Origin of the sequence: Paenibacillus pinisoli, from assembly GCF_003605435.1 — a bacterium.
Taxonomy (GTDB): Bacteria; Bacillota; Bacilli; order Paenibacillales; family Paenibacillaceae; genus Pristimantibacillus; species Pristimantibacillus pinisoli.
In genome coordinates this window covers 114,917-139,606 of the sequence record NZ_QXQB01000004.1, presented here as the reverse complement: position 1 = coordinate 139,606, position 24,690 = coordinate 114,917, and the positions used below count along the sequence as shown (strand labels likewise).

Below are 24,690 nucleotides of genomic sequence, written 5' to 3'. Positions count from 1 at the left end.
CTCTGTAATTAAAAGCAAATCAAACACGCCGAATACGACGTGTTTGATTTGCTTGTATGTTTACTTTGAAAGCTCGGGTTAGACTGTGCTAAGGCGCAACTCATAAAAATATTGCACGGCCGGGTGCTTAAGCCTGATGTTATCGGACATGTTCAGAATTCGTTTTTTCCCTACCCGCCTGTCCATCAAAGCAAGGATATTCAACAGTATATCCTTGCTTTCGATGCTTTCCTCAATAGATGTGGACAAAAATCGATTGGCCACCGTTATAAAATTGGATTTGCTAAGCGAGGCTTGTGCTGCCATAAGCTCTTTTGCCAATTCGGCTATTTTTCTGCTTCGCGCAATGACGATGAGACGATCCTCCGGAATTTTGCCTCCCGTATCGTTTCTGACTGCTTCGATTTGTTCGGTGCTGACCGGAATATCGATGCCTGAGTCGCTTTTGATTTCCTGCTCCGATGCATACCATTTGATTGAGGTCGCCGCATCGTTCATGTTCAATATATTCTTTTTATCAACCGCAATATAACAAATCCCCGCTTTATCGGGCACATAGCGATAGCCCGTTGCGCGATACTCCACTTTCCCTTGCAACGAAGGACTGAGAAAGCTCTCCAATTGCTGCTTCAATTTGCTCCAAGACATGATATTCTCCTAGGTTTGATTTATTATGCGCTCCTACACATTAGTGGCGAGCTTTCGTGAGATGGACCGGTAGGATGTCGGCGACATGCCTTTTTTGGCTGTAAACTGCTTGATGAAGTACGTGTCATACTGGAATCCGATCGCGCCAGCAATATCATTAAGACTCATATCTGTATGGGTCAATAGATCACAAGCCATCTTCAAACGATGTGAAAGCAAGTAGCCGATCGCTGTACAGCCGCATCGTTCCTGAAATAATTGATTAAGCGTCACACGATTCATATGAGCGCACTTCGTTAGATCCTCTAATGAAATCTTTTGGGGATAATGGGTGTGAATATAATCTAACACGGCATCAACAGGTGAGTGATGGCTAACCCGATTCAAATCCTCCAGCAATCCCAATATTTGAATCAGATACTTTTTGATTCTGCATGCCCAGCGCTCGTCGCTTTGCGCCTGCACTTCTGTGCCCAGAATAAAAAACCACTGGAACAAAGACGGATATGCGGTTTCGGTTATGCGGGGAACTGCCCGATTCGGATCTTCTCTTTGAAAAAATAGTCGGCCATTTTGAATCCTTGGAGCCGCAGGAGAGTGATCCTGTGTCTCGACATGAACGGCGGATATGAGAAACTCGGGATCGAAATTAAACGATTGTGCAGCAAGCCCATGCCTCTCTGTCACCTGCCATTCATCATCTTCAGTCAAACAAAGAATGCCAGGGGCGTTAATTGATATAGGGCGACCGTTTAATATCCCTTTCATACTGCCATAGGTAATAAAAATCAGCGAAAACCGGTCCGTGTAAGGCAGCTTGCTGCAATCCTCGACTGCGTAAAATTCAATATTCACATTACGCTGTTTGTACCGATCTACTTGAGGCATCGTAATCACCTATCAAATCGTATAGTTCATTGCTTCATATATAACAGTGTACCATACCCGTTCAAGGGATATAATGAGCATGCAAGTCACAAAGGAGGAATTGATTATGGCTATCGAACGTTTTCATATTCATGTATCCGATGAGCTGCTTGATGATCTCCAATACAGATTGCAGCATATTCGTTGGCCCGAGCAGTCAGAGAACGCCAATTGGGAACGCGGAACTGAATTAGGCTATTTGCAATCTCTCGTCTCGTACTGGAGGGACCATTATGATTGGCGCGCGCAGGAGTCTAAGCTGAATGGCTATGCCCAGTACATGTGCAATATTGATGATATAAATGTGCATTTCATACATGAGCGCGGCAAAGGCCCGAGCCCCCTGCCCATTATCTTGACTCATGGCTGGCCTGACAGCTACCTCCGTTACGAAAAGATTATACCGCTTCTCACCGATCCAGCCAGCTTCGGCGGCGACCCTGAGGATTCATTTGACGTCATCGTCCCTTCATTGCCCGGGTTTGGCTTCTCTGGCCAGCCAGCCTCCCCCGGCATCAATAACTTCCGCGTCGCCGGGATGTGGACGAAGCTCATGACAGCTTTAGGCTACCCAACATTCGCTGCCGCAGGCGGGGACATGGGCTCAGGCGTCATAAGATACTTGGCGGCCAACCATCCTGAGCGACTGGTTGGGATCCATCTGACGGATGTCGGTATTATTCGAGGTCTCCTGAACTCCAAGGATTCAGAAGACCTTACTGAAGAAGAGCGGCAATACAAAACTAAGGCTGCAGCATGGTTGTCTCAAGAAAGCGGGTATATGTCCATACAATCCACCAAACCGCAGACTCTGGCTTATGGACTTTCTGATTCACCGGCAGGACTGGCCAGCTGGATGATAGAGAAATTTCGTTCCTGGAGCGATTGCGAAGGGGACCTTAGTCAACTTTTTAGCGAGGATGAACTGCTCACTCACATCATGATCTATTGGGTTACCAACACCATTGGTTCTTCCGCACAGATGTATTATGAAAACTCACATTCTCTGCCGCCACTAGGCCGCATCGATGTGCCGACAGGCATTGCCCTATTCCAAGCAGATGTCTTATTGCCTCCCAAGCAATGGGTAGAGCGCAACCTGAATTTGGCACGATGGACTGTAATGCCACGGGGCGGGCATTTTGCGGCTATGGAACAACCGGAGCTGCTGGCTGATGATATTCGTGCTTTTTATAGAGGGCTTCGATCCAAATTATAGGACACGCGCGATCGAAGCGATAGGGATCATTCACCTCGGAAGGCCAACAAGCAACGCAACCTCTTTCAGGTTGCGTTGCTTGTTATCTATTTGGCGGAGACTTACGGGCAGCGACAGCGAGGCTCTCCTGCTCACTCGCTCTCAATCTTCAGCGTGGTTCGTACAAATTGACCAATATGCGTGATGGCCTGCTGCGCTTCCGGCAGCATGTATGCTAGAAAATGAAAGACACTCCACATATTGTCCCAAACTTCCAGTTCAACTGAGACTCCAGCAGCTCTTGCCCGATCAGCGAAGCGTAAGGAATCACTTAACAACACCTCTTGATCACCAACTTGAATGAACATTCTAGGAAGAAGCTTCAAATCCATCCTCAATGGTGATAGTAATGGTATTTCCTCCGATCTGCCTCCCAGATAATCATGCAAGATCCTTTGATTCCCCTCCAGACTCCCTGTCGGATCAAGCTCTGCCCGGCTCCTATACGATTTCACCGTCCAAATGAACGAGATCGGTATGCGGCGAAATTAAAAAGGCGCACGCCGGCAAATCTACTCCGTTCTCCCGCAAAGAAAGCAAGGTCATAAGTACAAGGCTGCCACCGACAGAATCGCCTCCGAAAATAATATGATGTGCAGAATATCCATTCGAAAGCAGCCAACGATAGGCTAGCAGGCAATCCTCGTTCGCAGCAGGATACAGATGCTCTGGGGCGAGACGATAGTCAATGGTCAACACCGGAATGCCGCTGGATATGGCAATTCTAGAACAAAGATCCCTATAAAATTCACATGTTCCAGCTACAAATCCTCCGCCGTGGAAGTAAAGAATGGCTCGTTTTTCATGTTCCGGAATAAGATCCTTCGGAATGAGCCACTCCCCGCTTAATGGACCAATAGCCGCCTTATTGATCTCAATATTCGAATAATTCGGAATATTTTGGACAGCCTCTAACATATTCCGTCGAATTTGTTCCACGGATTTATTTTCAAATCTGCTAGTTTGCTTTAGGTAGCTTTTAATGGCTTCAAGCTGTTCATTAGGCGTTTTTTCCATATCGATTCCTCCTACAGGTTTAATACCGAAAGTATATAGCCTGTAGTATGATACAAGGTCAAACTAAGATTCCATATGGAGTGCTCGAAGCGTCATCTGTACCTCTGGCTGTTTATCTTCAATTTGCAGATCCTGTTTCAGCTTTTCCAATATGCTCAATGTTTTTTCCCTCTTGGCAATTTCAGCTTGAATTTTTGACGTTTTTTGTTCGATTGCATGAATAAAGTCACCGATTGTGATTTGCCCGCTGCTGGCCTTAGTCAGCGCTTTTTTGATTTCTCTTAATGTAAATCCGCAAGACTTGGCATTTTGTATAAAAGTAAGCTGAGCTATCACATCATCCGAATAAATACGATATCCGGATTCTGACCGCTGAGGGGACGTTATAAGCCCAAGTTCCTCGTAATACCTTAACGTTTCCATATTTATATTTGCCATTTTTGCAATTTGCCCGCGCAGATAGACCGGCATTCCTATATCCCTCCAGTGCATACCCGTAAAGGTGTTAAGCTTGCGTCTATTAAACTGCTTTTCGTTTGTATGCGCGCATCGCGAAGAGATAGGAGACGATCAATATCCCTAAGCACCATGCTAACGCAATCCAAATCTCATGACCGACAGGCTGTTCGGCAAGCAAGGCGCGGATGGCTGACACGATTGAAGTGACCGGCTGGTTTTCGGCAAATACGCGGACGACCGTCGGCATCGACTCCGTCGGCACAAACGCCGAGCTGATAAACGGAAGGAATATGAGGGGATAAGAAAACGCGCTGGCGCCTTCCACCGTTTTTGCGGACAGTCCGGCAAGCGCCGCGATCCAAGTCAAAGCCAGCGTGAACAGCGCAAGTATGCCGGCTACGGCAAGCCAAGACAGAATTCCAGCCGATGAACGGAAGCCCATAAGGAGCGCAACAAGAATAATGACGGCAACGGAAATGGCGTTGGATACGACCGAGGTCAGCACATGTCCCCATAGCACAGTGGAACGCGCGATCGGCATAGAGTGGAACCGCTCAATAATGCCCCGCTGCTTATCCAGAAACAGACGGTACGCCGTATAGGATACCCCGCTTGCAATCGCAATGAGCAGTATGCCGGGCAACAGGTAGTTCACATAGTTATCCGTACCGGTCTGGATCGCGCCGCCTAGCACATAGACGAACAGCAGCATCATCGCAATCGGAGTGATACAGACCGTGATAATGGTGTCCATACTGCGGAATACATGGCGCATGGAGCGTCCGAGCATGACACGCATATCGCTGAAAAAATAGTTTTTGGCGGACTCCATTTACTTCTCCTCCTTTTGGCCGACGATGGCGAGGAATATTTCCTCTAATGTCGGCTGTTTTTCCACAAACTCCGTTTTTGCGGGCGGGAACAGCTTTTTCAGCTCCTCAAGCGTGCCGCCCGCAATAATCCTGCCCTCATGCAATATGGCAATCCCATCGGCAAGCTGCTCGGCTTCCTCCAGATACTGTGTGGTCAAGAATATCGTCGTGCCTCTGTCGGCAAGCTCCTTGACAATTTTCCAAACCTCGATGCGCGCCTCGGGATCAAGCCCGGTCGTCGGCTCGTCGAGAAATATGATCCGCGGATTTCCTACAAGGCTCAAAGCAATGTCCAGTCTGCGTCGCATACCGCCTGAATAAGTGGACGGCTTGCGGTCGGCGGCGTCTGTAAGACCAAAGCGCTGCAGCATGTTATCCGCCACCAGACGCGGATGATCAAGATGCCGCAGCTTTGCGATCATGATCAGATTCTCCCTCCCGGTCAAAATCTCGTCCACGGCGGCGAATTGGCCGGTCAGGCTGATCGACTGCCTTACTTGGCCGGGCTTTGACGCGACGTCAAAGCCGTTAATGACGGCGCTGCCTCCATCCTGAGCAAGCAGCGTAGTAAGGATTTTAACAACCGTCGTCTTGCCGGCGCCGTTGGAGCCGAGCAAGGCGAAAATCTCACCTTGCTTCACTTCAAGATCGACGCCCTTCAGAACTTCCTTGTCCTTGAATGACTTTCGCAGACCTCTCACTGCGATTGCTGTTCCCATGCCGATTCCCCCATTACTTTAATTTATCCATCGCCTTTTTCATGGCATTATTCACTTTCTGGTCAACCGTTTCTTGGTAGAGTTCAGCGTAAGTTTTGGAGTCTTTGATGAGTTCGTCGCAGAAAGCCGCTACGTCACTGCCCGTCACTTCAAGCACGCCTTTTCCCGACGCTGCGCCCTCTTCAAAAAGATCGACTATCCCCGAGAGCAATCCCGTCCCTTCGGTCAGCTCCACTGGCCCGACCTTAAAGAGATATTTTTGCATCTCTTTATACACAATCCGATAATCTTGCGGGAGCGCTTTGACACGCGCCACATGCGCGCGCCACTCTTTTTTGCCTTGGATAATATCTTGTATGCTCATTTTATGTGCCTCCTATTTGCCTAATTTTTTGGCGATATTATGATTGAGCTGCGCACGCCACTTGTCACGGTAAGACTTTGCCCCTTCTTCGCCTGCCAGCGCTGAACAGAAGCCTTTGATATCGTCGCCCAGAACTTCCCCGACACTCTGGCCGTCCGCCGCCGTCTCTTCAAGCAGGCCAAGCACGCCGTCAAGAATAGGCATGAGATTGCGCCCGGTGAAATCGGAGTGCGGCCAAAGATGGGTTTTTATGCTTTCCCATGCGGTTTGATATTCAGCCGGCAGCATTTTGGCGCGCGCTTCAAAAGCTTTAAATGCTTTGGTCATGTCGCTTCCCGTAATTTTCTCCCAAAAGTTCATGGTCTGTTCTCCTTTAACTCATTCATTTTTGAGGATACGAATCCCCATCTTTCCCAGAACTTCTCTAGTTCCCTGCGCCCCGCATCGTTGAGCGAGAAGAACTTTCTCGGCGGCCCCATATCGGAGGGCTTCTTGGCGATCTCAACAAGCTTGTTTTTTTCAAGACGGATCAGGATCGTATACACCGTTCCCTCCACTACATCCTGGAAGCCGAGGGCATTCAGCTGCCGCGTAATTTCATAGCCGTAGGTTTCATTGCGGCTAATAATTTCAAGAACGCAGCCCTCCAGCACGCCTTTTAGCATTTCCGTTAAGTTTTCCAACCTAATCATCCCTTTGCTATTCTGTACCACTGGTATCAAGTATTACTTACTACCTCTACATAGTATTACGTAGTACCTGGCTTTGTCAATACAGGTGATTAATAAAATTTGGAAGCCAGTCCTTAAATAAGCTAGCTGCGGGACGGTTGGATTTCATTGAGGCGTCCTTCCGCAACAAAAATGATTATACATAAAGTTTACCTAGGGGCTGGTTGGTATTTCTAGGTAAAATATAAACTAACTGAAAGGAGTGCATTATTCATGTCAAACAAGGTGGTTTGCGGGAAGTTGTTGTAACACATTTTGATTGGAGGAGATTGTATAAATCATAACGAGGTTGTTCAAATCAGTGATGCTTATTTGCTCCCGTTAGTATCAGAGTTGTATGGACTGGAAGGCTATGAATTCAAGCCGATTCCTGCGCATGACGGGGGGCGGAATGTTGTTTTTACCTGTGAGAAAGAAGGAGCAGACGCATTTATACTTCGAATCTCATTCTTGCCTGACAGAAGCCGGGAGGATTTTCTCGCCGAAGTGGAGTATATCCGCTATTTATTCCAGCATGGCGGAAGTGTCTCCGATGTGGTCAGCTCCCAGAAGGGGAAGCTGCTGGAAGAGATCGTCCATCGTCAGCATACCTTTTTTATCTGCCTGTTCGTAAAGGCCAAAGGAAAAATGATGGTCGAAAACCACTATCGGTACCGGGAAGGCGTACCGCTTTCCGAGTATTTTTATAATTGCGGGAAGGTCTTGGGGAAGCTGCACGAAATATCGAAGGGCTATACGCCCGTCCAACGACGGTATAGCTTTTTTGATAAATATAACGCGGAATATATCGATCAATTGATACCCGATTCATTATCTCTGCTTAAGGAGAAGATGGCAGAGCTCCTGAAAACCTTGGAAGGGTTGGATATGGATCGTGAGTCTTTCGGCATGCTCCATTTTGATTTCAACGACGGGAATTATTCGATCGATTTTGATAACGGGCAAATCACGGTATATGATTTCGATAATTCATGTTACGGCTGGTATATGTATGAATTAACAGATCTCTGGACGAGCGGTGTGGGCTGGGTACAATTCGAACCGGATGCCGGCAAACGCAGAAAGTTTATGGATGATTATTTTGAAACGGTCATCGAGGGCTACAAGTCCGAGACCAGCATCGACTATTCGATGTTGGATAAGTTTCCTTTATTTTTAAAGATTACCCTCATGGAAGGGATTGTTGATTCATTCGAGGTCATGCGGAACAACGGCGAGGCTCCGGAGTGCGACGAAGAATTGGCATATCGCATCAAATGTCTGGAAGACGATATCCCGTATAGGGGATTTTTCGATGAAATTTATTCGTGTGAGCATCCTTTTGAGTATGTAAAACGAGATCTGTAGTGTTTTTGTAGTACCGTAGGTTGCGACGAAAGCGATGAGAATATTATTCTTCTCATCGCTTTTTTTGCATGGCTGAACACAGATTGCCACAGTTGCGCGTGATCCTGTTATTCATGCTGCAGTACCTTGCTCATCGCGATAATCATTCCTAGATGTGTGCTTTCATGGGCAATTAGAACATGGAAAAGCTCGCCGATTACACTTGCTTGAAGAAAGTTGTTCTCATCTGCTACAGGCTGGGCCAACCGACCGTCGTACTTCTTGCCTATTTCCACCATCTGATTCTCCAATTCCTTAAGAAGCGTGTCAATCCCTGGAGGTTGCTCCGGCCAGCTTGAGGGACTTGTGCCTGAAGCAAAATAAGTTCTATAGTGCTGTGGCATCCTTGCCCCAACACCCGAAAACTCAAATATTAAATCATCCGTTATCGTCAGCACATGTCCGATTTGCCAATGGAGATTGTTGTTGAAGCCTTTCGGAATGTGTTCGATTTGAACTTTTGACATTCCTGTTATGACACTCAATATTTGTTTTCTAAGATCTGCGAACAAATTCAGAATATAGGTATCGGACATGTTAATCGCCTATCGCTTCTACGATCTCAATCTTGCCCCCATATTGCAACTCCGGCCAGTCGGAGGTTAACGAGACCACTTCCTCCAATGATCCAGCTTCGATAATGGAAACGCCGAATATATCTCCGGAGTAATCCTTAATGGAATCCCGCGAAACGATTTTACGGCCGCTTCCCGCAAAACGCACTTTCTCGTACCCATTCTCCTTTAGATTGTCGAGCCATCCCCATAGTTCATTAATGTTCTGATCAAGTTGATCGTCCGGAACGACACCGCCTCTATACACCAACATAAATCTCAATTGGATCCCCTCCATTTCAGTTGCATTTTGAAACTGATTTTATTATAATGATAATGAATTCATGAAGTCAAGGGAGGCCCTATGCAAAATTCCAAACCACAAAGAAGATCGGATTGCCCGATCTCATTTTCTCTTGATCTGTTAGGCGACTCCTGGTCACTGCTAATCATCAGGGATATCATATTTGCAGGAAAGAGGACGTTCGGGGAATTCCTCGCCTCGGATGAAGGGATTGCGAGAAATATTTTAACGAATCGCTTGTCCCGTCTTGAGACAATGGGCTTGATTACCAAGAGCCCCCATCCCGCTGACCGGAGAAAAGACTTGTACGCATTAACGGAGGCCGGATTGGATTTGTTGCCGGTCCTGTGGGAGTTATCCGCCTGGGGAGCCAAGCATGAACCCGAAACCGCAGAAACCTTTGCTGGATTAACCAATATCCCGATGGACAAGGACAATTTGATTCAGCTTATTCGGAGGACGGTTCGAAATGGCGAATCCGTATTTGTTGGTAATGGGAGTGTTGTTGAGCAGTTGGGGGAGATGTAGTGGAATCCGAACTCCCCAAATCAAGAGTTCGGATCTATAACAGCCCTAACGATTATCCCAAGTCCTCTTTGATCTTATATCTGACAGCAATAAATGAAAATAGAAGAAGGAAGACAATCGCCACGCCAGCTATGTGCATAAGATCATTTATATGATGGAAATCTCTTGGGCTGACGATCGTATTGACTAATAAGAAGGAAGACAAATTAACCTGACCAACTAGAGATTCGAAAGCACTTATCACCATTCCAAAAACATTCAATGATAGAAGGAATCCAACGACAATGCTGGCAATCAGGCTTTTACTAATGATGGAAATGCATAAGATTACAATCGAAAATGCCCAATGAAGAAAAAATTGTCCGATCAATAACTTCGCTAAATAACCCCCATCTCCAAGAGCTGCATGGTCAAAGAACAGCGATCTTCCGATCATATCCGCAACGAACATGACGATGAACATACAAAGCGTGAATAGACCTGTAATTAAAATTTTTGATAGTACGGAGTACATCCGGGCATTCTTCATAGCTATATAATTTTTATAGAACCCGCAGCTATATTCGCTCATATAAAAATAAACGCTGAAGACCGCAATATAAACCAGCATCCACGATGGGGTTTGAGCCATTATGACTTGGATGAATTGACTTTCATTCATCGTGCTGATCAGCATCCCCCCGTTTCCTCCGGGCTCCTCATATTTCTTTAGCATATAAATGCCGAAAATTTGAAATGCAAAAAAGAGCAGCAATAATAGATATATCATTTTATTTGTTTTAAAACGGTGAAAGTCCATTTTGAAAATATTAATCATGGCTACCACCTCCGCTTCCCGTCCGTGCCAAAAAATATTGCTCTAAGCTTTGCTTATGCTTGGTGATGGAATGAACCATTACTCCGTTTTCTACTAAGCTCTTGATGATATGTTGGGTTTCAATATGGGAATCATATATATACACAACATGCTCACCGATCACTTTGTAATGATTAATGTTCAAATTTTGCTCTAAGATGGGAACAGCCCAGCTTGCTTTTTCCACTTCAATTTCAATACGGTCTTCACATTGAAGCAGCAATTGCTCCCTGGAATGGTGTTCAATAACCTCTCCTTGATGAAGGATGGCATATTGGGTCGCTATTTTCGATAGCTCCTCCAAAATGTGGCTTGAAATTATAATGGTCATCCCTGCTTTATTCAATTCCAAAATCATTCGTCTAATCTCGGAAATGCCTTGCGGGTCCAACCCGTTAATCGGTTCATCCAGTATCAAAACATCCGGGCTTCCAATTAATGCAGCAGCAATCCCTAGCCTCTGCTTCATGCCCATTGAATAATTCTTTACCTTGGACTTGTTTGACACATCCAATCCCACAAGCTTCAGCAGCTTGTTAATATGGCTTTTCCGATTAGTCAAACCGTAGGAAATCGCTATTAAATCCAAGTTTTCATACGCATTATAATGAGGAAATAATCCTGCATTTTCAATGAGTATGCCTATACGTTCAAAATAAGGATGACTATCCTTCATTGTACGATTAAATAATTTAATTTCCCCTGATGTCGGGTACATCAAACCTGCAATCATCTTTAGCAAGGTAGATTTCCCCGCTCCATTCTGGCCAATCAAGCCAAAAATTTCACCTTTGCCTATTTTGAAATCCGCCTTATTCACAGCTATTTTCGATTTGAATTGCTTGGTAAGTTGACTAACTTCAATAATTGCTTCAGACATATTCACACCTCCTTGCAATAAAATAACAAAAAGAAGCTAACATATCGTCAATAAATCATTAAGAATGTTCAAAGAGAAATTATTTTTTTAACCTGAAACCAATTCCCCATATCGTGTCGATATAAGTGTCCTCGTCATGCTTTTTTATTTTATTGCGAATATTGCTAATGTGGACTGTAATGGTTTTATCTTCACCTATGTATGTATCTTCCCATGCAAGCTCATATAGGTCTTGCTTTGTAAACACCCGCTCAGGATTTTTGACCAGCAACTCAAGAATTTTGTATTCCTGTCTCGTAAGCTTCAAATCTGTATGATTGACTTTTACATTCATCGTTTCACTATTTAAAACTAAATTTTTATGACGATACCGAGCGACTGATTCTGTTCGAGATGCTCTTTTTAGATGTACATGGATTCGGGCAAGCAATTCCTCCACTTCGAACGGTTTCGTGATATAATCAACGGCTCCGAGCTTAAACAAGTTTAACTTATGATCCAATTTGTCCTTGGCCGAAAGGATGATAACCGGTGTGTCGATGCTTAAGTTTATTCTTAATTGATGCATGAAATCTTCTCCCGACAAACCAGGCAGCATAAGATCCAAAATAATAAGCTGATACGCTTGGCGGGTAACGTTCATGATTCCCTCACTTCCGGAATACGCTTGCGTGCATATGAAACTTTCCCTTTGAAGCACATCAAAAATAATATTATTGATATGCTCATCATCCTCGACTATTAAAATTCTGGGCTGGTTCGTGTCGATGTACATGTCGATTCTCCTTTGCGCTTTTCTTAAAAGCCAGGCTAATGCAAAATTGGTCATCCTTCAGGTCAGCCTGCACATAACCATTCATTTTGTCCATCAGCGATTTTACGATAAAGAGTCCCAGGCCGGAAGATTGATTAGGGCGCGACGGATCGTCTTTGTAAAAACGAGTGAATATTTTATCAAGATTAAGCAGTTGATTTCGCTTCTGCATATTGGAAAAATGAAACAAAACCTCGTCCTGCTGCTCTTCATAACGAACGCTTAGAGCGCCTGCACCATGCAAAAAGTAATTTTTTATAATATTCTCGTATACTCTTTCCAACGCACTTTCATTTCCTTCTATATAAAGCGGTGCTTCCGCTAAGGAGATGTTTGGCTCATAGCCAATTCGCGAAAAATTGTAAATAAATGTAAACAAACGTTGATTTAACACTTTGATCACATCAACCGGTTTAAGCTCCAAATTGTAATCAGGATTTTTCAGCTTTGTGTACAGGAACAGTTCGTCTATGAGTGTAATAATTTGCTTGATTCTGCTCTGAGCCATCAAGACATACTCTGTTTTTTCTTTGGAGCTCTGGGATCTTTCCGCCAATTGAAGATAACCGTCAAGTGAAGTCAGCGGGGTTCGTATGTCGTGGGACAAGCTCATAATGGTGGCATTGATTTCTTCTTTTTGCTCAATAAAATTTTGGTTCAGCTTTCTTTGATTACGAAGCATTGCGTTACATAAATGGATTAACTGATTTAGTTCCTTTGGTTTAATCTGCGTTTGAATCATTTTGAATGAATGATGCTCTGATATAAAAGATAATTGGTTGCCGATATCTTTAATTTGGTTTTTGTAATACACAAGGTAAACCGATTGAAGGATTAAAACAACCGTTATTACAATTAAAACCATGTACAGCATAAGATTACTCCCCTTCGTAAATGGTTAAGCGGTACCTCCATTTTACCAAGAAACGGTTACCTATTGCTTAACATTATGAAGAAAGGGGCATCCCCCAGTCATGATGACTTGGGAAAGCCCCTTCTTTTTTGTACAAGCCTTACATGGTGTTAAGCACTTTCAGAAGAACGGATACAGCCTCTGCTCTTGTCGTCATAACGTTAGGATCGAATTGGTTCAATCCTTTCCCTCCCATATAGCCGGACTTCTTCATAGCGGTGACCGAAGCCTTTGCCCATACCGGTACGTCTCTGTCATCTGCATATTCAGTCGAGACATTCGCTTGCAGCGGAAGACCCAGCGCCCTTGCAACCATCACAGCCATCTCTGCACGCGTAATAGGTGCATCTGGACGGAATGTTCCATCTTCATAACCTGTAATATAGCCTGACTGCAACGCTTGCGCTATTTCGTTTTTCGCCCACGTGCCGATCTTCGCCGCATCGGTGAAAGCAAGAACAGCCGCTTCCCCAGTTGCTTCTTGCGACTTTAACGCCTTTATCAGCATAACCGTAAACTCCTCGCGAGTCACGGGATGATTCGGTTTAAAGGTACCATCTGGATAACCCGCAACAATGCCATTTCTCCATGCTTGCATGATAGATGATTCTGCCCAGTGGCCTGCAATATCACTCCATTTAACCGTCGGATCGGCAGGCACATCTGTCGATTGGCTTACAGCAAGTACTGCAAATTTCGTAAAATGATTGACCTTAACCGAAATATGGTTCCCGTTAATTTGACCACCGGTTATTTCAATCCATCTTTTCTTCGTTTCATCATAAGAGAAGATTGCCGCCCTTTGATTGCTTTTCAAGCTAGCCGGATCAAAGGTAAAAGTAACTGTGGCCGCTCTATGAAGGTCTTCAGGGATATTCTTTATAACGTCATAGATCGCAGTAACGAGAACTTCATTATTCGCGAGAAGCTTCACTGTGTCCGTTACTCTCTCAATAGTTATAATCAATTCTTTGTCGGCAGCATCTGCAGGGACAGTGACGATAATTGCATTGTCCAGACTCATCTCGCCCGTATAGCCGGTCGGAATCGTTAATCTCCCATCCGTCGAACTAACTTTGGTATCAGTCGGTATTATTGGACCTCCGCCGCCGCTAGGTGGTGCACTATTCACGGTTACGGTATATGTCACCATCGTCGTTCTGTCCTCCGCGGTTACGATAACTTTTGCGCCAGTCACTAGTGTTGTTGCTGCCGTTACTCCATCTGATTCGTAGACTTCGAACGTTGCATTCACCGCTGGTGTGATTGCTGCCTTCAATACGGCTAACGTGGTGCCATACGGAATGTTCTTAATGGTTTCATTTGCTGTTCCACCTAAACTAACAGTCCCTATTGCCGAAGTTAACGTTGCATCACTACTTAGAACTGTCTGTACACTCACCGTGACCGTCCAGCTCTGTGTACTTCCGTCTGCCGCCTTCACGACATACATGACGGGATTCGTGAAGTTGTTAGACGTTATGCCGCTTCTTTGCGATAAGCCGTTAACCCTGGCTGTGGATGATAAGGACAACGTGAAAGCGGCGACCAAATTAGCCACATTCGTGCCGCTGCTCACTTCAATGTCTACCGTGCGGGCAGCTGCATTGATTGTTGCCGGCTTGGTTTGTGAAGCAAAGCTGAACGCCGTAATGTCTTTTGCACTGCTTGGTTCAATGTAGACAGAGACGATCCATTCCTGAGAACTGCCATCTGCCGCTGTTACGATGTATGGGACAGGCGTTCTCATATCGTTGGCAGTAGCACCGCTCACTTGAACGACGTTGCCGATTTGGGCTGTCGCTCCCGGAGACAAGGAGAACATTGCCTTCAAATTAGACAAGCTGGACAGGCTGGTTCCGTAGGCGACCTCCACATATACGGTTTGATCCATCGTATTAATAACTGCAGCTTTCGTTTGTGTAACCCCAATGACTGCAAATGCCGTGATATCCTTCTCGCTGCTCTTCGTCACGGTGACTGTCCAATTCTGCGTGCTGCCGTCCTCCGCCGTCACCATATAGGTGACCGCATTTGTAAAATCATTAGCCGTCGTTTCGCTTACCTGAACAACAGAGCCAACCGAAGCCGCGGCTCCATCAGATAATGTGAAAACGGCTTTCAAACTGGTCACATCTGTATCGCCCGTCACCTCAACCACAACGGTATGGGAAGCCCTGCTAATCGTTGCTGCTCCAGTCTGTTCAGCGAAGCTGAAGGCTGTAATATCCTTTTCATTGTTAGCAATAACGGTCACGGTATAGGTAACCTTTGTCATGCCATCCGCCGCAGTTACAATGACCTTCTTGCCAGAAGTCAGGGTCGTCGCCACTGTCGTGCCGTCTGCATCGTAAATTTCAAACGTCGCATTTGTTGCCGGCCTGATTTCTTGCTTAAATGCAGCTAGTGAAGTTCCATATGGAATGTGGGTTATCGTTTCGTTCGCCGTTCCGCCCACGCTGACGATTCCGATACCGGAAGTCAATGTGGCCGCAGAGCTTTGTGCATCCCATTGTGCATACAAGGTCGTATACGGCATGATCTGGAAAGATCCGCTATAGCTATTCCCGTGCCCGTTCGGCTGTGTATTCCAGCCGCTGAACGTATATCCCGTCCTCGTCAGGTCAATTGGACCCGCATAAACACTGGCTGTTTCACCCGGAAAATACGACGTGGCGTCGCTTGGAACAGTCCCGCCGGTGTTCCCGTTCCCATCATACTGCAGTTGAAACAGAAAATCCTTCAAATATGGATAACCGTTATTACGCAGCGGATCTACCGCCCATAGGTTGACAAAATCCCACCCGGCAACAGGTCCTTTCATACTTGCGTCAAGGTACAGACTGCCGACATTATTCCCCAGGTTCCAGCTGCTCAAATCTCCAACATAAGCAATTCCGCTCACATTCCCGCTGGCGTAGCTATTGGTATACGCCCCTGTACTATTAGCGTAATCATATCCGATCAAGCCGCCCACAAAATAGGATCCGCTTACATTCCCTGTGGTGAAGCTATCGCTGATCGATCCCGCAATTTCAAGGTTGCTGACCAAGCCTCCTACATGCTGTTCTCCGTATACATCACCAGTGGAATAGCTCTTGCTGATCGTTCCATAATTATAGCCTGTCAAACCACCCGTAGAGTACGTTCCGTTCACCCGTCCTGTGGCAAAGCTGCTGGTAATTGCTCCAACATTGCTGCCAACCAAGCCGCCTACGCTTTGTCCATCCAGCAGTTCCCCAGTAGCGTAGCTGTAACTAATCGATCCATCATTCTCACCAGCTAGGCCCCCTACTGCATAATCTCCTTCCACGTTGCCCGTAGCATAGCTAGACGTGATTGTTCCCGTACTGCTGCCCGTAAGGCCGCCTGTTCCATACGCTCCTTTCACATCCACAACAGCGAAGCTATGTTCAATTATCGCATTCGCGTTGAAAACCGTAACACCATTGTGGCCAACCAGACCGCCTATATAATCGGTTCCTTTCACTTGACCCGTTACAGAGCTGTTTGTGATCTTTCCTCTATTAGCGCCAACCAGACCGCCTACCGATTTCAATCCGGTAACATTCACATCTTCCAGCTTTACATTATGAATAACACTCTCTATGCTGGTATTGCCGAACAATCCCAGGTTATTGCTCAGCATATCGATCGTCAGCCCAGAAATCACAAATCCGTTGCCGTCGAAATTCCCCCGAAAAGGCGCATTCGATCTATCACCAATCGGCGTCCAGTTATCCTTATAGCTGCTGGTCTTCAAATCAATAGGGTTTGTCAGCTTGAAATAGAGATTCCTATTCAGATATGAACCCCTGATTTGGTTGAGCTGATCGGCTGTTCCGATCAGATACGGGCTGCTCGATGTGCCGCTGCCTGAAAATTCATTCGCCGCAAAGGCTTTGCCGCTTCCCAAGCTCCCTCCAATTATGCCATTCCATAACATGGCCGCTGTTAATAGTATGACCATGATCTTCATTTTTGACCTACGCATTGCTCTTTCTCCTCTCCTTCATCCTTTTTCATAAGCTTATTACAGCCAAATAAAAGAATAATGATAGAATGAGACAAAAAAACACAAAAACCGCATAGTATCAAGGCAAGTCGGCTTATAATAATGACTTGAAAAAATTTATTCCCCTCCGAAATCCTCCTTAGCTTATAAATCCTTATGCATATTTTTAAAGACGAAAAAAGCCCACCTCGACGGGTGGGCCTTCCATTAAACTCTTGAATTAAACGCATCTACTTATTAAGGCTCGACCAATTCGGCGACCTTCATTGCTTCTTCCCCAGAGATCGGCCCGGCCAAACCATACTGAATCCCGTCAACCACCCAGAACAGCTCCGTGAACTGGTCTTGCTCGAAAATATAAGCGTCTACTCCGCCCACTTCCGTCAGTGTGAAGGGATCCGCCGGGAATGCTGCCGGCATGCGGCTCGCGCTGAACGTCACTGTCTTATCACCCGAGCCGTATGTGAAGTTCAAATCTCTGAGCGGCTGGCCCTTCATCCCCACGCCGGCGATTTCAGTCAGTGTGAAGCCTTTCGGGGCGACTCGAGGAACAAGCACTCCAGGTCCGAATGCCGTTTTCGCTGCCTCCTCCGTTCCGAACGAAGTCGTAATCAATTGGGACAGCTCCGAGCCTGTGGTTCCCCCGTTTCCGGGCAGCACGATTCCCGTCGAATCCGTTGGCGTCGGTACTGCGGCGGGCTCTTGCATCATCGGCAATCCCGCCACGATGATGACGGCCGCTGCGATCAGTCCAGCCGCTCCCGCAAGCCAGGCTTTTGGAAGAACGAATCTGCGGCTAGTCTGCTCCGCTGCGGCTTGCTTCCTTATTTTCTGTTTAACGCTATCGCTCAATTCTAATCCTGAGAACAACATATCATCCGACTCCTTTCGCAATTGTTGACGCAATTTACTCTCCATGCCTTTCATCGGCTATCTCCTCCTTGCTCATTTCCCGAGCCAGCGCCTCGCGCGCCCGGTGCAGTCTATTTCTGACGCTACCCTCGGGCGACGACGTCGCTTTCGCAATTTCCCTTGTGCTCAGGTCCTGATAGTAATATAAGTACAAAGCCTCCTGATAGGGCAAAGACAAGCGCAGCAAATACCGCAAAATCTCGCTTTTCTGCAATCTGCCAAGCACTTCTTCTTCCACGTTGATTGTCCGTCCCCGCTCCATCTGGCTGGGATCGGTCGGCTGTTCCGCAAACATCCGTACACCCATCTTGTCTCTGCAAACGTTGATAGCGATCGTCGTTAACCAGGTTTTGACCGCGCTATCTCCGCGAAACGAGTTCCAGTTGCGATAAGCGCGCAGGAATACCTCCTGGCTGATATCCTCGGCAAGATGCCGATCTCCAGTATAAAAATAAGCGGTGTAAATGACCGTTGAACCGAAGCTTTCCATCAGTTGCTCTAGCGCTTGAGAGGGATCTTTCGGAAACTTATCCTTGTTAATCGAGCCGGCCGGCTTCACTGAATCATCACCTCCACTTAATTAGACGGCCTGAGCGCTTTTTCCGCTGCACTTCGTTATAAAATTAAGGATAAATGAAGATCTCGCGAAAGTCATACGATAAAAAGCCGCATGCACAGTATGCCTGCTCATGCGGCTTTCAACTTCAGTTTACAGACGCCGTGCTCGTACGTTCGAAGCACTTCATCGAAGATCTTCTTATTCCCCGAGAGCAGGCGTACTCTTGACCCCTTGGCTGCATCAATTAATTTTTCAAATCTTTCACTCTCAGAATCAAGACTACAGCTTCTGCCCGTGTGGTAGTTCCGTCCGGTGCAAACTGATTGCCTTCGCGTCCTTTTACCAAGCCTTGTTCCTCAGCTGCAGCGACCATTGGTTTCGCCCAAGCCGGGATCGCTGAATCATCCCTGAATGTTGTTGCTTTTGCAGCTGCTGGAGGGTTTAAATTCAAAGCACGACTTACAATGGCAACCATTTCAACCCTGGTCAAATGGCGTTCCGGGTGAAATTTTCCGTCTGGATAGCCTTGGATAATGCCTTGTTCCAGCATTTGCCCAATCGCTTCACTTGCCCAGTCCGGCCACTTCTCATCTTCGGGCGCTTGCTGCCCTGCTTTGCCGCTTAAATTAAGCGCTTTGCTGAGCATAGCCACAAACTCAGCTCGGGTCACTTGTTTCTGAGGTTGGAAGGAATGATCAGGATAACCGGACACGATTCCTTCCTTCACTGCTCTGGCAATAGCCTCTTGAGCCCAGTGTCCTGTAATATCTGTTAATCGCAACAATTGTCCAGCCTCTTCCTCGGGCTGCTCCCCCTGCTCTTCAGAAGGCTTGGTTTCCGGATCTGTGTCTGGACTTAATTCCGGTCCTGTTGCTGGCCCTGTTCCCGTCCCTGGATTCGGAAGACGCACAAACTCTACTTCTACTGCATTCCCCAGCTGTTGTTCGTCCATTATAGCCTTGACAGTGGCTAGGCCTGGAATCGCAGAAGACAATTCTGCGGTGTAAACCCCATATTCCGCTTCTGTTGCCGTTCCAATCTGTCCAAGGCTAGTCGTAAATATTACAGCCCCTCCACTTTGGGTCAATGCATTGCCCAACTGGTCATACACCTGTAACTGAACAACTGCTTTTTGCTTCCCGTCAGCTATTAATCGTTCCGGTGTTGCTTTCAACGTTGAACGGATCGCATCAGGTGAACCTGAGTAGAAGAACACCCCCGTTTCGAAACCAGACAAATTCTCGCCGTCTAGCTCTACATTCGCAACTGCGCTTCCCGTCTCAGACGAAAATAACGGAGCTTCATACTTACCAGGCTCAACCTTATGGACTGGACCTACCGTTCCTCTTGTCGTGCTGAACGTTATACTGGACGCATCCACGTCAATGGTATTGCCCCATGCATCGACAAGCTCCAATCGCAAGATGGAACCGCTCGTCTCGTTCGCTGCAACCCGTTCAGGCACCGCTCGCAACACAGACATGTTGGCATCGGGCACACCCGGAATAACCTGCACCGTTAGTTTGGAGACAGCCGCCACCCCGTTAACAGTTGCCGAAATTTCTACTGTTCCCGCCTGCTCTGGCCGGAAAGCAGCTGTGAAGATGCCTCCGTCTTGATACACAGGATCGCTTAGCGTACCGCTGACCGCTGCGAATCTAACGTCGTCCGTACCGATCTGCAATGCCTTACCTTTGTTGTCGGCAAGCTGGAACGACACTTCGACCGTCTCGCCTGCTGTCGCAAAGCGAGGTGAATTCGCTGTCCAATTCGATAGACTTCGAGAGCTTAGTGTGATGGGGGTAAAGCGCTGGAGCGATTCCTGAGCTCCTTCAGGCCTGTTCCCGCCCAAAACCATATCTCTATTCTTGCCTGCGCTCCATACCGAGCCGTCTGAACGCAATATACTTGTATGATAGCTTCCTCCAACTACGGAAATGACATCGTTCAACGGTGCATTGTCAGCATCCATTACCTGGGCAGCCTGCCCGATCGATGTTTCCTCTGTAGTGTAGCCCAGTTGATGATCAACGTTAGATCCCCAACTCCATAAGGAGCCGTCGCCTTTTATGGCTGCCACATGACTCCAACCGGCATTGACACTGGTCACATTGTCAATCGGCTCGCCGTTCCGGTCCATAACCACAACAGCCCTTGTGGAGAATTGATTATTTCCCGTACCCAACTGCCTAGTAGAATTATCTCCCCATGCTCGAAGCGTACCATCCGTTTTCAACGCAAAAGAAGAGTAGCCATTGGCAGAAATTTGCTTGATTTCACTTAACTGATCTTGTCCATTCGTATCTCTGACGGATACAGGATAGCTCCTTGAGCTCTGCGTTCCATCTCCCAATTGGCCGTTAGTGTTCATTCCCCAGCCTATCACACTTCCTAGCTCGGTTAGAGCAATGGAATGATATTGTCCAGCCGCAACAGCCTGAATGCCCTGTAATTCGACCCCTGGCATCGCCATCACTTTTACCGGCCGGTTAATCGTGAATTGACCGCTTCCATTGCCGACTTCCCCATACATATTCAGCCCCCAGCCCCATACTTGTCCCTCTTCATCGAGAACCAAAGAATGAGAATCGCCGGCGGAAATTTGCGTGATCTTTTTCTGATCAAACCCGTCGATTGCCACAGCTAGATTGGCTCTGCCGCTGCGCCCAAGCTGTCCCATATTGTTAGTTCCCCAAGAATAGACGATACCATCGTTACTTAATGCAAGTCCATGCTGCGATCCTAATGATATGGCCACAATTCCTTCCAGCGGCTGTCCCATATCGTTCTCAACAATCGAGGCGTAATTTCGATTGCCCGTTGAACCAACGCCCAGTTGACCAGCCGTATTCCTTCCCCAGGATCTGACTGTTCCATCACTCATTAAAACCAGCATTGCACTGCCGCCTGCAGCTATCGCCTGCACCGTTAGCGGGGGCTCCGACGCATGTCCGTCTGCTGCGGCTAAAGGCATAAGTTGCGGAACTGCACCGCTCCACACGAGGAACAACAACAATACGCAGCTAATATATTTTCTCACAAGGTTTCCTCCGTTTTTTACTCATCCGTCCAACAAAGCTTGTATCCGAATCCGCGAACGGTTTGTATATATCGAGGTGATGAAGGATTGCTTTCAATTTTCTTGCGCAAATAGCGAATATGTACACTGACTGTATTCTCTTCACTTGTCCCATCCAAGCCCCAAATCCGGTCATACAACAGACTCGCGCTGAATACCTGATTGGGATGCTCTGCCAAGAACAGCAGCAACTGGCGCTCTTTTGCCGAAAGGATGATCTCTTTCTCTCCCACCGTCACGCTGCAGCTCTTCAAATCAATCTGCAAATCGCCGCTAATCAATTTGTACGGTTGATACGTCTTCTTCCAGTAGGCGAAGCCGCGAAGCTGCGCCCGAATCCTAGCTATGACCACATTCACATCAAAGGGTTTCACAATGTAATCATTCGCTCCGCCTTCGAGACCAGCCACAATATCTTCACCGCCCTTGCGAGCTGTCACCAGTATGATCGGAATATTGGATCGTTCACGGATTTCCGCACATAATTCCATGCCGTCACCATCTGGCAGATTTACATCAAGCAATGCCAAATCAGGCATTTCGACTTGCAGTAAAGCCAGTGCTTCCTTCGCTCCCCCTGCAGTCGATGTGCGATATCCGCCGCCTTCCACACAAAGACGAAGCAATTCTCGGATATCCCCCTCATCCTCTACGATCAAAATATGTCCAGTGCTCATCAACTGTATCTCCTTTCTGCCAGCCTGTATTCTCGCAAAGGACACAAGCTTATCGTAATAAACCAAGTTTAAGAGTAGTTTAAAAGTGAGTTTATTTTGCTTTTTCCTCCATTAATTATCTTTTGTTTCATCGTTTGCCCAACACAGCGGGAATCGGAGTTGAAATATACTGCCTGTCGCGGAAGAATGCTCAAGACGGATTTCACCCTTCTGGGCTGCCATAATTTCACGACAGATGGACAGCCCGAGTCCAATGCCTGAGATTGCGTTCGCCTTAGCCGTCTTTCCCCGGTAGTACCGTTCAAAAACATGCGGCTGATCCTCCTTCGCAATGCCTGATCCCTGATCAATGACCCTAATCAATAACGATGACAGCGGCTTGTCGTCCGTGTCCTCCAGCGATAATTCGACATGTACCACACTTCCGTCCTTGCTGAATTTACGTGCATTGGAGAGTACATTGACGAGCGTCTGCTCCACACGATGCGGATCTGCATAGATAGCAGGCACACGTCCGTCCGTTGTATCGAATGGAAGTAAAGACCACTGTAAATCAATTCCGCTCTCCAACATCACAAATTTAAACTTGCCGCAAATTTGGTTTATTAACTCGTTAATAGGGAGCATTTCGGGTTCAAATAGCATATGTTTATTTTCAAGTCGAGCCATTTCCATCATATCTTCGACGGTTCTTTCCATTGTCAATGTTTTGTCGAGAATCACTTGAAGATACCGGGAATTCCCTGCTTGAATCGTTCCATTCAGCATGAGCTGGACGTACCCTTTAATAGACGTAATCGGAGTATTCAATTCATGACTTACTTCGGAATACATGTTGCCGCGAATGTTATCCAATCGCTCCAATTTATCATTTGCTATGCGAAGCTCGCTGTTGGCCTCCTGAAGCGCACGATTGGTTGAATGGAGTTGAAGCATTCGCATCAGCCTCATGGCCATAATGATGCTTAGACAGCCGATTGCTACGGCAGAGCCGGCAAATGTCCATCTCACATGGACTAGCTTTTCCATTGCATTCATCATCGTCTCTGCCTGTGGTGCGCCTCCAAGTTGACCGCCAACCATCCGATCAATCACTAGTCCGATAACAAAGGCTACATTGCCAACTGCAAACAACCGAATTTCCGTATCCCGCCGTCGTCTGAGTGCGCGAAAAAGCACGAACAGGATAACAATTAGAATAGCCGTAGAAATATAACCGTAAAACAGCTTGTACAATACAAGCTGAACGCGGTCGCCCAGAATGATTGAGACTGCTGTAGCCACTGCGGCGTAGAGGCCCACACCGTATCCCAGCTTGTGCACCCATGCTTCTTTGGAAGTTGCAACAATGTCACAGGTAATTAGAATGCCGATGGCATGCCCCATATACCAATTAAAATGAATAGCGGTCCCCCATGCCGTCAACGATTGCTCCGGCAAAACGTACTGCCAGCCTCCCCACAGAATCATCAGATCAATAGCTAAACTCATGAAAAATACAGAGAAGTATATAAATAGCAGTTGTGAGCGCTGAAGCCAAAAACCGATAAGTGAAATCAGGCTCAGTACCATTAATATTGCCGCTCCTGCCCATGCTGGCACTTCTCTCTGCAATTGCTTCAGCGTCAAGGAGGCCGCCGGGCCAGACCATACTTCAAACCCTTTTTCCACATCTTGATGCGGTGACAATCGGACTAACAATGTTGTATCGTCGCCTTCCAACTCATAGGAAATGATCCGCCACGTAACAAACCCGGCAGGCAACAACGGATCGGATACAAAAACAGGCTTGTTCCCTGCGAACAAAGCGATTTCAAAATCATCAACCATATAATAATAGATAAGCAGCTCCCCGGATGGCCTTATCCCAGTCGGCAATTCGCCCTTCAGCCACAAATCTTGTCCAAAACCTGTAGCATTATCGCGGTAATCTTCAGATGCTAAAGAGTGCCACTGGACGGGAACCTGCTCTTCCGGCAAATTCCCATAATAATAGGCGTCCCATACGACTTTTGCAGGCGCTGCTGGCTGGATAGGAGAGGCCATCCCAACGGGAATAAACGGAAGAACAAATCCTGCCGCAACTAACGCAATAAGCGTTAACCATCTTATCCGTACATTCGTGTGATTCATGCGGCCCACTCGCTCCCTTTTACTTATGCATCTTGATTCCCTACAGTCTATCGTTGTTCAAGGCATTCGTATAGATGTTCTTAAT

At 46.8% G+C, this 24,690-nt stretch carries 25 protein-coding genes; 3 read left to right on the top strand and 22 right to left on the bottom strand.

Annotated features, from left to right (window positions below; genetic code table 11):
• Positions 1 to 78: 78 nt before the first annotated feature.
• Both D3P09_RS17810 and D3P09_RS17805 read right to left on the bottom strand, forming a co-directional pair.
• Positions 79 to 648 (bottom strand): SF0329 family protein, encoded by a 570-nt coding sequence (locus tag D3P09_RS17810; protein ID WP_120112725.1) that lies wholly within the window; start codon positions 646 to 648, stop codon positions 79 to 81.
• Positions 649 to 681: 33 nt separating this feature from the next.
• On the bottom strand, positions 682 to 1,536 hold the full coding sequence (locus tag D3P09_RS17805; RefSeq protein ID WP_120112723.1) for an AraC family transcriptional regulator: 855 nt from the start codon (positions 1,534 to 1,536) through the stop codon (positions 682 to 684).
• 106 nt (positions 1,537 to 1,642) lie between these two features.
• On the opposite strand from D3P09_RS17805, the gene D3P09_RS17800 reads away from it, so the two are divergent.
• Positions 1,643 to 2,794: an epoxide hydrolase family protein gene (locus tag D3P09_RS17800; protein WP_120112721.1), complete on the top strand. Its 1,152-nt coding sequence runs from the start codon at positions 1,643 to 1,645 to the stop codon at positions 2,792 to 2,794.
• Between the two features lie 131 nt (positions 2,795 to 2,925).
• Here the strand turns inward: D3P09_RS17800 and D3P09_RS28355 are convergent, their stop codons facing one another.
• The 8 genes from D3P09_RS28355 to D3P09_RS17760 form a co-directional block, all read right to left on the bottom strand.
• Positions 2,926 to 3,288, bottom strand: coding sequence for an alpha/beta hydrolase (locus D3P09_RS28355; protein WP_279387134.1), 363 nt, complete (start codon positions 3,286 to 3,288; stop codon positions 2,926 to 2,928).
• Positions 3,275 to 3,850, bottom strand: coding sequence for an alpha/beta hydrolase (locus tag D3P09_RS28350; protein WP_120112717.1), 576 nt, complete (start codon positions 3,848 to 3,850; stop codon positions 3,275 to 3,277). Before D3P09_RS28350 ends, D3P09_RS28355 begins: the two co-directional genes overlap by 14 nt.
• Before the next feature lie 63 nt (positions 3,851 to 3,913).
• Complete coding sequence (locus tag D3P09_RS17785) at positions 3,914 to 4,321, bottom strand: MerR family transcriptional regulator (RefSeq protein ID WP_165867487.1); 408 nt, start codon at positions 4,319 to 4,321, stop codon at positions 3,914 to 3,916.
• A gap of 49 nt (positions 4,322 to 4,370) precedes the next feature.
• Positions 4,371 to 5,141: an ABC transporter permease gene (locus D3P09_RS17780; protein WP_120112713.1), complete on the bottom strand. Its 771-nt coding sequence runs from the start codon at positions 5,139 to 5,141 to the stop codon at positions 4,371 to 4,373.
• Positions 5,142 to 5,900, bottom strand: coding sequence for an ABC transporter ATP-binding protein (locus D3P09_RS17775; RefSeq protein WP_120112711.1), 759 nt, complete (start codon positions 5,898 to 5,900; stop codon positions 5,142 to 5,144).
• Positions 5,901 to 5,913: 13 nt separating this feature from the next.
• Positions 5,914 to 6,264 carry a DUF1048 domain-containing protein gene (locus D3P09_RS17770; protein ID WP_120112709.1) on the bottom strand — a complete coding sequence of 117 codons (351 nt, stop codon included), beginning with the start codon at positions 6,262 to 6,264 and terminating at the stop codon, positions 5,914 to 5,916.
• A 12-nt stretch (positions 6,265 to 6,276) separates the two neighbouring features.
• Positions 6,277 to 6,624 (bottom strand): DUF1048 domain-containing protein, encoded by a 348-nt coding sequence (locus D3P09_RS17765; RefSeq protein ID WP_120112707.1) that lies wholly within the window; start codon positions 6,622 to 6,624, stop codon positions 6,277 to 6,279.
• Positions 6,621 to 6,929, bottom strand: coding sequence for a PadR family transcriptional regulator (locus D3P09_RS17760; protein WP_279387137.1), 309 nt, complete (start codon positions 6,927 to 6,929; stop codon positions 6,621 to 6,623). The genes D3P09_RS17765 and D3P09_RS17760 overlap by 4 nt, the downstream gene beginning before the upstream one ends.
• 321 nt (positions 6,930 to 7,250) lie before the next feature.
• On the opposite strand from D3P09_RS17760, the gene D3P09_RS17755 reads away from it, so the two are divergent.
• Positions 7,251 to 8,342: a phosphotransferase enzyme family protein gene (locus D3P09_RS17755; RefSeq protein WP_243644289.1), complete on the top strand. Its 1,092-nt coding sequence runs from the start codon at positions 7,251 to 7,253 to the stop codon at positions 8,340 to 8,342.
• Between the two features lie 107 nt (positions 8,343 to 8,449).
• On the opposite strand, the gene D3P09_RS17750 is transcribed toward D3P09_RS17755, so the two are convergent.
• Positions 8,450 to 8,917 carry a DinB family protein gene (locus D3P09_RS17750; RefSeq protein WP_120112704.1) on the bottom strand — a complete coding sequence of 156 codons (468 nt, stop codon included), beginning with the start codon at positions 8,915 to 8,917 and terminating at the stop codon, positions 8,450 to 8,452.
• Between the two features lies 1 nt (position 8,918).
• Positions 8,919 to 9,218: a YciI family protein gene (locus tag D3P09_RS17745; RefSeq protein ID WP_165867486.1), complete on the bottom strand. Its 300-nt coding sequence runs from the start codon at positions 9,216 to 9,218 to the stop codon at positions 8,919 to 8,921.
• 81 nt (positions 9,219 to 9,299) lie between these two features.
• Here D3P09_RS17745 and D3P09_RS17740 point away from each other — a divergent pair, with 81 nt between their 5' ends.
• Complete coding sequence (locus D3P09_RS17740; protein WP_120112701.1) at positions 9,300 to 9,767, top strand: winged helix-turn-helix transcriptional regulator; 468 nt, start codon at positions 9,300 to 9,302, stop codon at positions 9,765 to 9,767.
• A gap of 52 nt (positions 9,768 to 9,819) precedes the next feature.
• On the opposite strand, the gene D3P09_RS17735 is transcribed toward D3P09_RS17740, so the two are convergent.
• The 10 genes from D3P09_RS17735 to D3P09_RS17690 form a co-directional block, all read right to left on the bottom strand.
• Positions 9,820 to 10,584 carry an ABC transporter permease gene (locus D3P09_RS17735; RefSeq protein WP_120112699.1) on the bottom strand — a complete coding sequence of 255 codons (765 nt, stop codon included), beginning with the start codon at positions 10,582 to 10,584 and terminating at the stop codon, positions 9,820 to 9,822.
• Entirely contained in the window at positions 10,577 to 11,503 is a 927-nt protein-coding gene (locus tag D3P09_RS17730) for an ABC transporter ATP-binding protein (RefSeq protein ID WP_120112697.1), read from the bottom strand. Before D3P09_RS17730 ends, D3P09_RS17735 begins: the two co-directional genes overlap by 8 nt.
• Before the next feature lie 79 nt (positions 11,504 to 11,582).
• Complete coding sequence (locus D3P09_RS17725) at positions 11,583 to 12,278, bottom strand: response regulator transcription factor (protein WP_120112695.1); 696 nt, start codon at positions 12,276 to 12,278, stop codon at positions 11,583 to 11,585.
• On the bottom strand, positions 12,232 to 13,191 hold the full coding sequence (locus D3P09_RS17720) for a sensor histidine kinase (RefSeq protein ID WP_120112693.1): 960 nt from the start codon (positions 13,189 to 13,191) through the stop codon (positions 12,232 to 12,234). Before D3P09_RS17720 ends, D3P09_RS17725 begins: the two co-directional genes overlap by 47 nt.
• A gap of 139 nt (positions 13,192 to 13,330) precedes the next feature.
• Positions 13,331 to 17,224 carry an S-layer homology domain-containing protein gene (locus tag D3P09_RS17715; protein WP_120112691.1) on the bottom strand — a complete coding sequence of 1,298 codons (3,894 nt, stop codon included), beginning with the start codon at positions 17,222 to 17,224 and terminating at the stop codon, positions 13,331 to 13,333.
• 258 nt (positions 17,225 to 17,482) lie between these two features.
• On the bottom strand, positions 17,483 to 18,172 hold the full coding sequence (locus tag D3P09_RS17710) for a DUF4367 domain-containing protein (protein WP_120112689.1): 690 nt from the start codon (positions 18,170 to 18,172) through the stop codon (positions 17,483 to 17,485).
• Positions 18,153 to 18,716, bottom strand: coding sequence for an RNA polymerase sigma factor (locus tag D3P09_RS17705; RefSeq protein WP_165867485.1), 564 nt, complete (start codon positions 18,714 to 18,716; stop codon positions 18,153 to 18,155). Before D3P09_RS17705 ends, D3P09_RS17710 begins: the two co-directional genes overlap by 20 nt.
• A 244-nt stretch (positions 18,717 to 18,960) precedes the next feature.
• Positions 18,961 to 21,756, bottom strand: a complete 2,796-nt coding sequence (locus tag D3P09_RS17700) for an RCC1 domain-containing protein (RefSeq protein ID WP_120112687.1) — start codon at positions 21,754 to 21,756, stop codon at positions 18,961 to 18,963.
• Positions 21,757 to 21,773: 17 nt separating this feature from the next.
• On the bottom strand, positions 21,774 to 22,472 hold the full coding sequence (locus D3P09_RS17695; RefSeq protein ID WP_120112685.1) for a response regulator transcription factor: 699 nt from the start codon (positions 22,470 to 22,472) through the stop codon (positions 21,774 to 21,776).
• A 111-nt stretch (positions 22,473 to 22,583) separates the two neighbouring features.
• Positions 22,584 to 24,605 (bottom strand): sensor histidine kinase, encoded by a 2,022-nt coding sequence (locus D3P09_RS17690; RefSeq protein ID WP_120112684.1) that lies wholly within the window; start codon positions 24,603 to 24,605, stop codon positions 22,584 to 22,586.
• Positions 24,606 to 24,690 lie beyond the last annotated feature (85 nt).

What these genes read in the sequence shown, in the direction of transcription:
- D3P09_RS17710 (WP_120112689.1), bottom strand. Translation starts at nt 18,172, where the DNA reads ATGAAAGGCATGGAGAGTAAATTGCGTCAACAATTGCGAAAGGAGTCG.
- D3P09_RS17720 (WP_120112693.1), bottom strand. Translation starts at nt 13,191, where the DNA reads ATGCTGTACATGGTTTTAATTGTAATAACGGTTGTTTTAATCCTTCAA.
- D3P09_RS28350 (WP_120112717.1), bottom strand. Translation starts at nt 3,850, where the DNA reads ATGGAAAAAACGCCTAATGAACAGCTTGAAGCCATTAAAAGCTACCTA.
- D3P09_RS17765 (WP_120112707.1), bottom strand. Translation starts at nt 6,624, where the DNA reads ATGAACTTTTGGGAGAAAATTACGGGAAGCGACATGACCAAAGCATTT.
- D3P09_RS17695 (WP_120112685.1), bottom strand. Translation starts at nt 22,472, where the DNA reads ATGAGCACTGGACATATTTTGATCGTAGAGGATGAGGGGGATATCCGA.
- D3P09_RS17735 (WP_120112699.1), bottom strand. Translation starts at nt 10,584, where the DNA reads ATGATTAATATTTTCAAAATGGACTTTCACCGTTTTAAAACAAATAAA.
- D3P09_RS17785 (WP_165867487.1), bottom strand. Translation starts at nt 4,321, where the DNA reads ATGCCGGTCTATCTGCGCGGGCAAATTGCAAAAATGGCAAATATAAAT.
- D3P09_RS17760 (WP_279387137.1), bottom strand. Translation starts at nt 6,929, where the DNA reads ATGCTAAAAGGCGTGCTGGAGGGCTGCGTTCTTGAAATTATTAGCCGC.
- D3P09_RS17740 (WP_120112701.1), top strand. Translation starts at nt 9,300, where the DNA reads ATGCAAAATTCCAAACCACAAAGAAGATCGGATTGCCCGATCTCATTT.
- D3P09_RS17690 (WP_120112684.1), bottom strand. Translation starts at nt 24,605, where the DNA reads ATGAATCACACGAATGTACGGATAAGATGGTTAACGCTTATTGCGTTA.
- D3P09_RS17750 (WP_120112704.1), bottom strand. Translation starts at nt 8,917, where the DNA reads ATGTCCGATACCTATATTCTGAATTTGTTCGCAGATCTTAGAAAACAA.
- D3P09_RS17810 (WP_120112725.1), bottom strand. Translation starts at nt 648, where the DNA reads ATGTCTTGGAGCAAATTGAAGCAGCAATTGGAGAGCTTTCTCAGTCCT.
- D3P09_RS17725 (WP_120112695.1), bottom strand. Translation starts at nt 12,278, where the DNA reads ATGTACATCGACACGAACCAGCCCAGAATTTTAATAGTCGAGGATGAT.
- D3P09_RS17800 (WP_120112721.1), top strand. Translation starts at nt 1,643, where the DNA reads ATGGCTATCGAACGTTTTCATATTCATGTATCCGATGAGCTGCTTGAT.
- D3P09_RS17730 (WP_120112697.1), bottom strand. Translation starts at nt 11,503, where the DNA reads ATGTCTGAAGCAATTATTGAAGTTAGTCAACTTACCAAGCAATTCAAA.
- D3P09_RS17770 (WP_120112709.1), bottom strand. Translation starts at nt 6,264, where the DNA reads ATGAGCATACAAGATATTATCCAAGGCAAAAAAGAGTGGCGCGCGCAT.
- D3P09_RS17775 (WP_120112711.1), bottom strand. Translation starts at nt 5,900, where the DNA reads ATGGGAACAGCAATCGCAGTGAGAGGTCTGCGAAAGTCATTCAAGGAC.
- D3P09_RS17715 (WP_120112691.1), bottom strand. Translation starts at nt 17,224, where the DNA reads ATGCGTAGGTCAAAAATGAAGATCATGGTCATACTATTAACAGCGGCC.
- D3P09_RS17805 (WP_120112723.1), bottom strand. Translation starts at nt 1,536, where the DNA reads ATGCCTCAAGTAGATCGGTACAAACAGCGTAATGTGAATATTGAATTT.
- D3P09_RS17780 (WP_120112713.1), bottom strand. Translation starts at nt 5,141, where the DNA reads ATGGAGTCCGCCAAAAACTATTTTTTCAGCGATATGCGTGTCATGCTC.